Genomic DNA, 13,310 nt, shown 5'->3' with positions numbered 1-13,310 from the left:
TGGAATCACAATCGAGTAAGGTAAAGCCGAAGTAATTTGCTTCGGCTTTATCCTTCTCACAGAACCGTACGTACGGGCCTCGTATACGGCTCCTGATAAATCTCAGTCACTATTGCTTATAATGATGCAAAATGCCGACATTATATTTTTCCAGGTTTATTAGTCCTAGTTCATCAAACCAGCTGTTCGGCAACGCCATGCTTATTAAAGGACTGGCTGAGTTTTTCCATGTGGTCATGGAAATTTTCTCAAATGTACCCTTGTAACCGCGTCTTCTTAGCATCTTGTGCAGTCCCTTCCAGGTTTTCCATTCCTTCATTTTCTTCATTCGCAGCCGGCGCCTTATCCATCCCATCAGTTCTTTGAATATTCCCTTACAGTTGGCTATCCGGAAGTAGTTTGCCCATCCCCGCAATACGGGATTTAGGAGTTTGACCATCTCCTCTACGTTCATTCCGTGATTTCTGGGAGTCATCTCCCGTATCTTTTTCTTGAAACTTTTCAGTTTCTTGGGGCTAATTGTCACGTGCTTGGAGTAGATTACGAAGCCAAGGTAGGCTACACCCTTTTGGTTGTCAGTTAGGTGGGTCTTTTCCCTGTTGACTACTAGTTTTAATTCCTTTTCCAAGAACTCTGTAGCTATCTGCTGATATTTCTTTGCTTCCTGGTAGGTCCGGGCAAAGAGCAGTATATCGTCCGCGTAGCGGACGATTCTTATGCCACGTTTCTTCATCTCCTGGTCGAATCTGTCCAGGTAGATATTTGTCAATAGGGGAGAGATAACTCCGCCTTGCGGGCTCCCCAAGTCTGTTTCTTCCCATGTTCCGTCTTTCATTACTCCAGCAGTCAGAAATTTCTTTATCAGTCTCAGGATACTTCCGTCACTGATTCTACGGTTGACTCCTTCCAGGATTAGTTCATGGTCCAGCCGGTCAAAGCATTTGGATAGGTCCATGTCTACAACATGATTCAGTCCGTATTTGTTTATGAACATTTCCGCCTTGGCTACTGCCTGGTGACAGGAGCGCCCAGGTCTGTATCCATAGCTTGACGGGTGAAAGTCGGGTTCAAAGATTGGTTGTAGGATGTTTAGGAGGGCTTGTTGGACTATCCGGTCCCTTACTGTGGGTATACCCAGCGGGCGTTTACTGCCGTCCGCTTTGGGTATTTCTACCCGCAGCACCGGTTGGGGTTCGTAAATGCCGGTTTTGAGTTCGTGTTGAAGTTGGCTTAACCTTTCTTGCAGGTTTTGGCCGAAGGCTTCCACGGTCTCCCCGTCTACTCCGGGGGCGCCATTGTTGGCTTTAACGGCTTTGTATGCTTTTTCCAGGTTGTCCATCCGGTATACTTTGTCTATTAGGCTATACCATTTCTTCAATCACTTCACCCCATTTCGCTATGCTTCCTCTGTAGTTCAGGATTTCGCGCCGGTTCCTTCATGTGCTTTCCGGGCGTCTCTAGCTCATTGGCAATCTTACCTCTCCAGCCACTCTACTCCGGCTGAGCGGACGTACTGCCCAGCAGGTTCGTCACCCCCCGGTTCAGCCGTTCCCTTTGGCCTTCCAGCCAAAGTTGTCTTCTCTTCCCGTCCTTTGTCTACTTTGGTTGCATTCTTTGATTTATCTTCCTCCCTTCGCAAGTACAGCTGCTTTTGGCTTGCTGTACCCCACTGCAACTGGGTGCAGTGCCCTCCCGGTTTTGTCCTCCGGTCTGTTACCAGCTTTCATTGGCCGAGAGTTTGTCACTACTACGGAGTCATCTGCCACCCCACATCACTTCGTCCCGCACTTGTGTTTCCACTTGTTTGGGCCTACCCTCTCTGAGGGATGATGCCGGGCTTCTCCGGTTAAGTTTACCTGCCTGAACCTGAACGCATCCGTCTTAACCCCTCAGGTTATCCAGCTTTCGGGCTTTCCCACTTTATGCAAGGTTACCCACCTGACGAGCCAACCTCGGTTCGCTTGCGCTATGTTCCAGATTCCCCCTTCAGCTTCCTTCAGACCTCACCGTTGGCCAGTGACGCCCTTGCTTACAGGTTGTCTTCCCGCTGGTTAGGTGACAGGGTTTCTTTCAACCCATCGGCTCAGTAAACATGCCGGACGAACATAAAAGGAATAGGTCTTTTACGTTTACCTATTCCTTTTATTAATCTAATTTTTTATCCTCTTCTAAATAATAATAAATATATGAATCATTCGTAATATAATGCTTATATTTAGGCTCTATAATACAGATAATTACGAAGGTGACACAGAACCGTCCCCTGTCACCCAAGCTCAATAGCGTTTCCTTGTACTTTAAAATCTACAAAATTAACTTTCTGTCCCATCAATTTTTCACTCCTGGAATCCGGTTGACTACCACCGACATACACCCTAAAATCTCCCGGTTCGAGAATACACTTACCATCTTCATTAATTAACGCCATTTGCCGCGGACTCACTGTAAAGGTAACTTTTATTTTTTCATTGGGTTCAAGAGTAATCCGTTTGAACCCTTGAAGCTGATAATTTGGGATATCTACAGAGGCATCCATGTCTTTGAGATATAACTGTACAATCTCATCCCCCACACAGTCACCTACATTCTCTACTTCCACACTGACTTGCACTAGCTCTCCAATATTAATAACCTCTTTATCAATTCTAAGATTGGTATATTTAAATCTGGTATAACTGAGTCCATAACCAAAGGGATATAAGGCTTCCTTAGTCATATAGCGGTATGTTCTGTTTTTCATGCTATAATCTTCAAAAGGTGGCAGGTCATCCATGGATTTTACAAAAGTAACTGGTAGCCTACCGGACGGATTATGATCACCAAACAGTACATCTGCTATAGCCCTTCCACCTTCTGCTCCCGGATACCATGCTTGCAATATAGCCGGTATATGTTCGTCCGCCCAATTGATTGCCAATGCACTTCCGCTTAATAATACCAATACAATCGGCTTTCCGGTTTTATAAATTTCTTCCAACAACTCCTGCTGTAACCCTGGTAAATCAAGATTGACTTTGTCACCTGCTGCATCCGAATTGGAGACATCCCCTTGCTCTCCTTCAATTTGAGCTGATAATCCTAGACACATTACTACTATATCAGCCTTTTGTGCTGCACTAATTGCTTCAGCAAACCGATCTTTTCTTGTACCTAAAGTTCCGGTTTTTTCTTTTGTGAGATGACATCCAAGTGCATAGTATATTCTGGTTTGCTTTGAAACTTTTGATCTGATACCTTCAAGTGGCGTTACATATTTAGAAGGTGTTCCTGAGTAATTGGCCAACAACACTTCTCTATCATCAGCATTTGGTCCAATTACTGCAATAGATTTGATATTTTTATCCAACGGCAGTAAGTTATTTTCATTTTTTAACAGTACCATTGTCTTTCTAGCTACATCCACTGCAAATTCTCTATGTTCTTCACAATCATTAACTTCATATGGAATAGAAGCGTATGGCACCATTTTATCCGGATCAAACATGCCCAGTTTAAATCTAGCTCTAAATAATCGCTTCACAGCTTCATCGATAGTTTTTTCACTAATCAATCCTTCTTTATGGGCTACCAATAAGTTAGCAAACGTACACCCACAGTTTAAATCACAACCATTAGTGACTGCCATAGCTGCTGAATCTACCGACGTAGAAGTAACATGGTGATGCAAATGAAAATCCTGTACTGCCCAGCAATCTGACACCACATAACCATCAAATCCCCATTCATCCCTTAAAATGTTCTGCAATAATGTCTTACTACCACAACAAGGTTCATCATTGACTCTATTGTATGCTCCCATAATCGATTCGGCTTTAGCTTCTTTAACACATTCTTTAAACGCAGGTAAATAAGTCTCATACATGTCTTTTTTGCTTACAATTGCATTAAATTCGTGCCGTAATCCTTCGGGACCGCTGTGTACCGCAAAATGCTTAGGCGTTGCTACCAGTTTAAGATATTTCGGATCATCACCCTGCAATCCTTTGACAAAGGCTACACCTAATCTTCCTGTCAAATATGGATCTTCTCCATAAGTTTCATGTCCGCGTCCCCATCTAGGATCACGGAAAATGTTAATATTAGGAGACCAGTAAGTAAGCCCTTTGTAAATACCATGGTCACCTTGCCGCTGAAATTCATGGTACTTAGCTCTTGCTTCATCAGAGATAACACAAGCAATATCATATATTAATTCCTCATCAAAGGCAGCTGCCATTCCAATCGCCTGTGGAAAAACTGTAGCCACACCGGCTCTGGCCACTCCGTGCAGACATTCACACCACCAATTGTATGCCGGAACTCCTAACCTCTCAATAGCCGGTGCACTATGTAGCATTTGAGATACCTTTTCTTCTAAAGTCATTCTAGATACTAAATCTTTTACTCTTTCTTCTATGGACAAATCTGGGTTCATAAAAGGATATTTTTCTGACATATTTATTCTCTCCCTAACAATTATTATCTTACACACCTGAATATGCCATAAATCCACCATCTACCGGTGTAACTGTTCCAGTAACAAATCCAGATGCTTCTTCATCACAAAGCCATATTAATGTTCCTAATAAATCTTCTGGTTTACCAAATCTTCTCATAGGCGTATGTGATATAATCTTTTCTGCTTCCTTAACACTCTCAACATTTAAAACATCACAAGTAATATATTGACCACACCTCTTTTGCAACATATACCCTATTCATATATTTTTCTTCCATGTATATCTTTAATACCTGTTCTCCTATAGAAATAAGTATTAACAACATCTCGCCATTCTCTAGCATCCTTAACCTGAATATCAAATTTGCTAAGTGTAAGTTCGAAGGTCTCTTTATCAATCTTTTCTTGAAGAGAAGCCCATTTTTCTCTCATTTTCTTAACTTGTTCTACACCCTCAAAATGAGTATCATAAATATGCTGAATTACTGTTTTACCTGACTTTAACTCATAAGTATATGGAACATGGTGGAAGAATAATAAGAGTTCTTCCGGACAGGTTTCTATTGATTCATACATCTTATAAAGCGGTTCCTTGTACTGAGCGGTGTATCCCGTTCCAGTTGCTACTGTACGATCAACACCAATACCTCTAAAGTCTGCATAGTGGTAAGTACCCCATGGTGAATATTCATATCCATCAACATTTGGCCCATAATGGTGGCCCGGATTTACCATCCAGCCAATTCCTAGAGGAACCGTGTATTTTTCATAAGCACTTGCTGATTCCAATAACATCGACATTATTGTGTCAACTACTTCTTTATCACTTCCGAAGGTAAGCTTTATCCATTCTTCAGCTATTTCTTCTGATGTTAGTTCAGAATTCCATGCAAGACGCCCAAACCCATATAAATTTGCCTGCGCAAGAGGATGTCCTGTCCAACATTTGCTGTCACCAATATTTGATACAGCTGCAATACCACCATATTCCCTTCCAAATAAGGTTCCATCTACTATCTTACTTACATAGGAACCTTCTCCCTTTGCGTATATATCGAAATCCAAACATTCTTTCCACATTGGGACAAGATAACAAAGATGTTTCTGCTGTCCGGTATATTCCTGAGTAATTTGAAACTCCATCATTTGATTTGTCTTTTCCATTGCAGCAAATAAGGGTGATATAGGCTCTCTAATTTGGAAATCCATAGGCCCATGTTTAACCTGTAAAATCACATTATCCATGAATTGACCATCTAATGGCTTAAAGTTTTCATAAGCCGCTTTTGCTCTATCCTTCGAACGATCTCTCCAATCTAACTGACAGTCATATACAAAACATCTCCATATCACTATTCCATTGAAAGGTTTTAAGGCTTCCGCCAGCATATTGGCACCCTCAGCATGATTTCTTCCATATGTGTAGGGGCCTGGTCTATACTCTGAATCTGCTTTTACAAGAAAACCACCAAAGTCAGGTATATACTTATATACTCTTTCTACTGCCTTCTTCCACCACTTTCTTACATCCTCATTAAGAGGGTCAGCTGTAGGAAGGCCATCTATTTCTATTGGCGCTGCAAAATTAATGCTAAGAAAAAGTTGCACTCCATATTCTCTAAACACGTCAGCAATCCTTGCTATATCTGGAAGGTAATCATCTGTTATAAAACGTGTTTCATATTTGTGTACATTAACATTATTAATCACTACACCATTTATGCCTACCGAGGCAAGCAATCTGGCATAATCTTTTATCCTGCTAACATCTTTAATAATACGATTATTTTCAAAAAATATCGATTTACCTGAGTAACCCCTTTCTATATCTCCGCTAATATTATCCCAATGATTAATGATTCTGAATTTATTTTTAGGTGTTTCTATAATCTCTGTATCTTTTATACATTTACCTATACAAATAGATCTGATTAAATGAAATATACCATAGAGAATTCCTCTTTCATCATTTCCCATGATTAATAATACCTGATGATTATCTTTCTGAATATGTTGAACAATATATCCCTCTCTTCCCAGCTTGCATTCTATTCTTAACTCCACCCCAACTTCTTCGATATCTTCAGTTGTCCCGATTAATATATGTGGAGCGTCAATGCTCTTATTATAGACTTCTGGCTCAAAACCAAAAATATTTCTTATTGCTGTCTTCAGCTCATTTAAAGCTGAAGTTATGAGTCTTTGATTTTCATATACCACAATATATCTGCATAACTTTCTATATTCTTCTATGAACTCTAAACTTAAATCTACCCGGTATTTTAGCCAACAATCATACATACTGTATGTCTCATTTATTTCAGTATTTTTCAAATCACTCATAACAAATTCTCCTTTATTAGTATTCGTTTTGTTAAATTAAATAAAATAGGTTATCTATAACTGAACACTTCTGTAAAAAGGCTCTTTAAATCTCATCAATTAAAATGCTAATTTTAAAATTTTCACAACATCTTCTTTATCAAGCTTTACAAAATTACCCAACAGTATTGTCTCGGTCGCTTTGCCCGCCATTTCTTCCAGTCTATCGTTAGGAACTTAATCAATTCTTCATTAAAATCATTGTGCTGTCAAATTATTCGTCCGTTCTAAATGGAGAGGCCGGTAAGCCTTCCTTATTATACAAATTAGCACCCTCAGGATTATCGGCCCACGCATAACGAACAGCGACAGGATTAGGCACATGGTCATTCCATACCACGACTTGATGACCCTTTATCTTTGCCTCAGCCCAGACAAATTTTTTGTCAGGACCGGCAATGGCAAAATGTTTCAAATCACCGTTTCCTTTAACAACTAACCCTCTGCCGGTATTTGTAAATGTGATAGTGATTTTGCCCCCTTCAACTTTCATAGACTGGTAAATTGGACCGGAATAAACTACTTTATTATCCCCGTAAGCCACATATTGAGCTGCGAGCGCAAGCCGATTACCTACATCTTTCTTATTTAAGGGATGTAGGTCATTCCATTCACCAATATCAATAGTAACAGCCATTGCAGTATTAGAAACAGCAAGCATTTTCAGTTGTTCTTCTCTCAGTACAGCCCAGTTACTATCAGAAGGCTGGTCGTTAGCCTGCATGTAATTTGCTAGCTGTACATACAAAAACGGAAAATTTCCCTGATTCCATTTTACCCTCCAATCGCTGATCAGAGTGGAAAACAGTTTATGATATCCCAAAGGCTTTGAAGTATTTGATTCACCCTGGTACCATATCACCCCTTTAATGGCATAATTTAAGATCGGGGCAATCATGCCGTTGAATAAACCCAAGGGTTTATGCTGAAAAAAGGTGGGATCGGGTAATGGGTCAACAACAGCTCCTACCTTGTACTGCCATTCACCTTTTAAGTCAATTATTTGCCCTCCTGCAGACAGGTGGTATGACTTATCCTTAATAAACCCACCTTGACCGGATTTATTAATAACCCGAATGACAATAACATTTTTCCCTTCTTTAAGCAGGTTTTCAGGAATATCATACTTTCTAGGCGGGTATTGATATGAAGTTGTACCTACAACAGTGCCATTCACATAGGCAGTATCGCTATCCACAATCCTACCCAACAAAAGCCTTGCGGGTTTACCGATCATGGAAGAGGGGACATTAATTTCTTTCCTGAACCATACAACCCCGTTCAGATGCCCTAATCCCTCATCTTCCCAGTAAGCAGGCAACTGCATGGTTGGCCATGCCGAAGCATCATAACTTATATCAAACCATGGTATTTCTCCTTCTGCATTGGCTAATCCTTGGTCTTGCCGGTTTAAATGATCGTACCAAGTACTACTGATCATCTCATCTTCTTTCTTGATTTTATTAAGATAGGTGTCGTCCTTAAATTTCTTTGCGGTTTCTAGGTGCTCCGGAAAAGCCTGTAAGGCCTCCTCACTCAACCATGCTTCGACCGACGACCCACCTACACTTGCATTAATTAAACCGATGGGCACATGGTATTTTTCAAACAATGCTTTTGCAAAAAAATAACCTACCGCCGTAAACTTAAGAATACTTTCAGGATTTGCAGATTCCCAGCTGCCTTCCTGCAGATCTTGCTGTGGTACTTTAAAATCATATCTGTCGGGAACAATAAACTGCCGTATGGCAGGGTTGTCACAGTGAGCAATCTCCTCAGCATAAAGATCACTTACCCTGGCCATGGGAAGCTCCATGTTCGATTGACCAGAACAAACCCATACATCACCTATGAGGATATTATTTAAAGTGATAGTGTTACTGCCTTTGATCTCCATTTTGTAGGGTCCACCTGCTTCCAATGCGGGAAGCATTACCATCCATTTTCCATCTGCATCTGTTGTGGTACTATATTCTCTATCGATAAAATGTATTGTTACTTTTTCACCTGCACCAGCCCATCCCCAAATCTTTACCCTGGCATCTCTTTGTAGAACCATGCCATCGCTTATTAAACGTGGAAGCCTGATCTGAGCAATGTTTTTCGGAATAATGGTTGATTCATAATGATGTTTTATATTCAACTTCATAAATACCCCCTAAGTATATTTAAGTTTTAGTCATTTGCGGAATGCTAAAACACTTGATATACCTGCATTCCAGCGTAATATTTTAATTGTTTTCCCCTCTATTTGGTGTAAAATATAGGTAACCAATCCATTTCACACAAAAGAAAGGGGAAAACAAATGGTAAAACTTTTTAATCAAATTTCATTTTCTGACACTTACGAAGAATGTAAAGATGTTTTCCAAAATAATAAACCAAATTTTCTTGAGTTACTCTCAAAACACCTCGATTTATCTTCACTCATACCACAAGAGTTCTATTGGGCTTACCACAAGACTCTGGGGAGAGACCGTACATATTCACTCGCTTCCATGCTTGCAGCATTAATCTTGCAGAAAATTCTCGGCATCCCTACTGTTTCTCTACTTATTATTTTTCTTACTCTGTGCCGTGAAGCCCGTGAGTTTTGCGGTCTTCCAGACGTTCCTCACAACTCTCAGTTTACACGGTTCAAACAAGATTTCGCTGCCAATCTTGAACACCTTTTTAACTACCTTGTGGATATTACAGAACCTATTTGTCAGAAAATTGATCCTACTCTTGCATCCACTATCGCCTATGATACTTCCGGTATTGAAGCCTTTGTAACCGAGAATAATCCCAAGTTCATAAATTCTATCATTAAAAAGCTTAAGGCTTTCTACAAAGACAATCCTGATGTTGATGTATACAAAATGGCTTATGGCCTTATGCCTTCCTCCGCCTCTGCCAACAGTGAAATCAAGCAGCTCTACATCAATGGCTATTTCTGCTATGTCTACAAGTTTGGCATTATCACTAACGGCCTCGGCATTCCAAGACATATTGCTTTTTTAGATAATGACTTCAAACAGAAACATCCTGAAATGCACATTGACAAAAAATCAGATTCTCCTGAAGAAGATAAATCTATTAGTGATTCCAAATCCCTTAAACCAGTGCTTGCAGACTTCTTTAACCTTCATCCGGATTTTAAACCGCATACTTTCCTTGGTGATTCTATTTTTGATACATGTGATACTTATACCTTGCTTTTAGATGAGTTTAAATTCCAAAGAGCTCTAATCCCTTTGAATTCCAGAAATTCAAACTTATGAATACGAATTATAGGTTGTTTAGAACTGAACAATTCTGTAAAAAGCTTCTTTGGGATTATGTTCTACATCAAACAGCAATGGCCAATTTTTTCTGCCTCGAACTGGGAAATCGTCCAACCAAGTTTTATCATCTGCAACACCCCACAAAGTTACACCATTGATCACATCTTTATATTCTCTAAATAGTTTGAATGCCTTGGCATATAGGGATGCTTGTTTTTCAATCATTTCTGCTGTAGGCTCTGTCAAATCCCGTCTCTGATCCTCAAAGGTAAACACAGAAATATCCATCTCTGTAATTTGAATTTTCAACCCTAAAGAGGCATACTTTTCTAAACTTCTTTGAATTTCATCAAATGAAGGATTAAAAATATTCCAGTGGCACTGCAGACCTATACCATGTATTGGCACACCATTTTCTTTTAAAGTACGGACAAGCTTATATATCTTTTCACGCTTTTCAGGAACACATTCATTGTAATCATTGTAGAAAAGCATGGCTTCAGGAGCTGCTTGATTCACAATCTCAAAGGCTTTTTGAATATAACTTTCCCCTATTATCTCCAGCCACTTTGTATCTCTTAAATATTGTGCTGTTTTGTCTTCTACTGCTTCGTTTACTACATCCCAACAATAAACATCATTGCCGTATCTTTTCACTACATCATGAACATGGGCCTTTAGCCGTTCTAGCAAAAGGTCTCTAGATACACTGGTACCATCTTCATTTTTGAATACCCATTCCGGTGTTTGATTATGCCAAACAAAAGTATGTCCTCTCAACTTCATATTATGCCTTTTAGCAAAGTCATGAATTAAATCTGCATCTTTGAACTCATATACACCATCTTGTGGATGGAGGGATGAAAACTTCATTTCATTTTCAGCAGTCAGACTGTTGAAATGTTTTATAAGAAGTTCTTCATGGGTTTTTACTGTCTCTGCATTGACTGCAGCACCGATCGGAAAAAAATCTTTGTATGCTTCCCAAAGTGATTGCACCTGACAACTCATTATATTCTTCCTTTCATCCCTATTTTGTGCTATTCTGATTTAAATTCAAGCTATTCTTTTACACTACCAACATTTAGCCCAATAACAAAATATTTTTGTAAGAATGGATACACAATCAAAATTGGGGTTGCAGCAACAATTGTTATTGCTGCTCTGATTGATGCCGGAGTAACCATTGCCTTTGAGATTTCTTCGCTTCCCTGCAAGGCTCCTGCTCGAAGTGCCGGATCTGTATTGGTAGCTGTGGTAGAGGCAAGAAGTTTCATCAGTTCATATTGAATGGTGCTTAAACTCTGTTTTGCCGGCGCATATAAGAACGTATCGAACCATGAATTCCATGCGCCTACCGCAATAAATAGTGCTACGGTTGCAAGCACCGGCTTGCACAATGGAAATATGATTTGCAAAAATATTCGAAAGTCTCCTGCGCCATCTATTTTTGCAGATTCTACAAGACTTTCCGGAAGCGTTCCTATATATGTTCTAATAACAATGACGTTAAATGCACTGATCAAAGAAGGAAAAACATATACCCAAAAGTTATTTAACAGTCCAAGGTATTTAATCAAAAGATACCCCGGTATTAACCCAGCACTAAAATACATAGTAATAACCAATACCGTAGTAATCATCTTTCTAAATACATATTCTTTTCTACTTAAGGTATATGCCAACATAGTACTAAAAAAAACACCTAAAACTGTACATAAAACTGTTTTCATTAGTGAAATATAAAACGCGTGATAAATTGTACCTGTTGCAACGACTGCCCTATAGTTCTGCAGTGTAAACTTTCTTGGCCACAGGTAAATTCCTCCTCTAATGGTATCATAGCCTTCATTAAAAGAAACTGCAATTGTATTAGCAAAGGGATACAACGTAATAATGACAAGCATAATCATAAAAATTGTGTTAAAAGTATTAAAAAGCACATCTTCGATCTTAGTCCATTTTGTTGTTTGCATTACATCTCCTCCCTTCGGTACAATTGGTAGTGTCAAAAATTTTATCAACTTTTGACCTGTACCCTTTGATTTTATTGACTTTTATTTAAAATTTATCTTACCCCTATAAAATTGGAAATTGAGAATGTATAGATTTGAAAAGAGAAAGGTACTTTCCCCCTTTTATCTGGTATAAGGTTGTTGTGAAGACTAACACCCCAGAAAGGAGATAAGTACCTTTGAACAACATTATATCAGTTTTACTACTATACATTCAATTACAATATCAAATTATTATATATCTTATGTGTTGCGTTCTTGGCAAACACTCTCCCCGCAAGTATTCCGATGAGCCTGTTAAAAAACCCTACCGTAAGCTTGTGGTAGATGAAATGCCTATTATTAAAACCCTTGAGAAACTTGATTACAAAAAGCTTATTGCTGATCAGCTTAAAGCTACTGGCAAACTCATTACCCCAGTGAAGAGAAGGAAACCTTCTACTGTCCCTGAAACTATAACCTGCCCCGGGTGTAATGCCCCTCATGATTACCTGTACGATAATACAGGCGGCAGAGGTCAGTATTTATGCAAGGTTTGTGAGTGTACCTTCAATTAGAAGAACTACTATCTCAAAAACCTTTTATTCTGCTGCCCTCACTGTGGTAAGGTTCTTACTCAACAAAAGCAGCGTAAGGACTTTAATATCCATAAGTGTAAGAATCCTAAATGTCCATATTACCTTAACAAACTTAACTCAATGTCTTTTGTTGCCTATTTTAATTTTCTAAGACCACACTTAACATTGGAAGGTAAAGTTCCAGTAGTATTGGAAGAACTATCTGCACTTCCCAATATGCCTGCCAGATGGCAGATACTTATTAAGATGCCACAGGCCTATATTAAAACACAACAATCAGCTTAATCATTTTCTCTATATAAATAAATCAAAAAATGATATAGCAGTAGTCACCGGACCTGTGGAGTTTGTGGGTAACCCGCTGCTTTTAGGGGTGTGGGTAACCTGTGTGCAAAGTGTTGGCAACATGCTTTTCGTTGTCAATGCTTTGTGCACAGGTTATCCATGCCCCGGGCGGGTTATCCATAAACTCCATAGGTCTATTAGATAGTACCTCGCCATTCAGGAACATGCCATGGCACATTCCTTCTTCGTGCAAATCTTCAGTATTTAAATCTCAATGTACAACATTACAATTTTTGTTATTATTGGTAGCTCAACTTCATGTTTTCATAGAACTTTTGACACTACC

Annotated in this window: 10 protein-coding genes; 2 read left to right on the top strand and 8 right to left on the bottom strand. The window is 39.4% G+C overall.

Annotated features, from left to right (window positions below; genetic code table 11):
- Nucleotides 1-109: 109 nt before the first annotated feature.
- The 6 genes from ltrA to CIB29_RS01335 form a co-directional block, all read right to left on the bottom strand.
- The gene (gene ltrA / locus CIB29_RS01360) at nucleotides 110-1,378 is read right to left on the bottom strand and encodes a group II intron reverse transcriptase/maturase (RefSeq protein WP_094546037.1); all 1,269 of its coding nucleotides are present in this window, start codon (nucleotides 1,376-1,378) and stop codon (nucleotides 110-112) included.
- A gap of 96 nt (nucleotides 1,379-1,474) precedes the next feature.
- Entirely contained in the window at nucleotides 1,475-1,675 is a 201-nt protein-coding gene (locus CIB29_RS01355; RefSeq protein WP_094546035.1) for a hypothetical protein, read from the bottom strand.
- A 591-nt stretch (nucleotides 1,676-2,266) separates the two neighbouring features.
- On the bottom strand, nucleotides 2,267-4,435 hold the full coding sequence (locus CIB29_RS01350; protein ID WP_094546033.1) for a glycoside hydrolase family 3 C-terminal domain-containing protein: 2,169 nt from the start codon (nucleotides 4,433-4,435) through the stop codon (nucleotides 2,267-2,269).
- Nucleotides 4,436-4,463: 28 nt separating this feature from the next.
- Nucleotides 4,464-4,688 (bottom strand): SDR family oxidoreductase, encoded by a 225-nt coding sequence (locus CIB29_RS01345; protein WP_198543699.1) that lies wholly within the window; start codon nucleotides 4,686-4,688, stop codon nucleotides 4,464-4,466.
- A 5-nt stretch (nucleotides 4,689-4,693) separates the two neighbouring features.
- Nucleotides 4,694-6,781, bottom strand: coding sequence for an alpha-glucuronidase family glycosyl hydrolase (locus tag CIB29_RS01340; RefSeq protein ID WP_094546031.1), 2,088 nt, complete (start codon nucleotides 6,779-6,781; stop codon nucleotides 4,694-4,696).
- A gap of 253 nt (nucleotides 6,782-7,034) precedes the next feature.
- The gene (locus CIB29_RS01335; protein ID WP_094546029.1) at nucleotides 7,035-8,969 is read right to left on the bottom strand and encodes a sialate O-acetylesterase; all 1,935 of its coding nucleotides are present in this window, start codon (nucleotides 8,967-8,969) and stop codon (nucleotides 7,035-7,037) included.
- A gap of 157 nt (nucleotides 8,970-9,126) precedes the next feature.
- Between CIB29_RS01335 and CIB29_RS01330 the strand changes: the two genes are divergently transcribed.
- Nucleotides 9,127-10,083, top strand: coding sequence for a transposase (locus CIB29_RS01330; protein ID WP_242965025.1), 957 nt, complete (start codon nucleotides 9,127-9,129; stop codon nucleotides 10,081-10,083).
- Nucleotides 10,084-10,101: 18 nt separating this feature from the next.
- Here the strand turns inward: CIB29_RS01330 and CIB29_RS01325 are convergent, their stop codons facing one another.
- Together CIB29_RS01325 and CIB29_RS01320 are read right to left on the bottom strand one after the other, a co-directional pair.
- The gene (locus CIB29_RS01325; RefSeq protein ID WP_094546027.1) at nucleotides 10,102-11,097 is read right to left on the bottom strand and encodes an endo-1,4-beta-xylanase; all 996 of its coding nucleotides are present in this window, start codon (nucleotides 11,095-11,097) and stop codon (nucleotides 10,102-10,104) included.
- A 50-nt stretch (nucleotides 11,098-11,147) separates the two neighbouring features.
- Nucleotides 11,148-12,062, bottom strand: a complete 915-nt coding sequence (locus CIB29_RS01320) for a carbohydrate ABC transporter permease (RefSeq protein ID WP_094546025.1) — start codon at nucleotides 12,060-12,062, stop codon at nucleotides 11,148-11,150.
- 284 nt (nucleotides 12,063-12,346) lie between these two features.
- On the opposite strand from CIB29_RS01320, the gene CIB29_RS01315 reads away from it, so the two are divergent.
- The gene (locus CIB29_RS01315; RefSeq protein ID WP_198543698.1) at nucleotides 12,347-12,658 is read left to right on the top strand and encodes a hypothetical protein; all 312 of its coding nucleotides are present in this window, start codon (nucleotides 12,347-12,349) and stop codon (nucleotides 12,656-12,658) included.
- Nucleotides 12,659-13,310 lie beyond the last annotated feature (652 nt).

The sequence above is a fragment of the Petroclostridium xylanilyticum genome (assembly GCF_002252565.1).
GTDB classification, from domain to species: domain Bacteria; phylum Bacillota; class Clostridia; order SK-Y3; family SK-Y3; genus Petroclostridium; species Petroclostridium xylanilyticum.
This window is presented reverse-complemented; position numbering and strand designations above follow the sequence as displayed.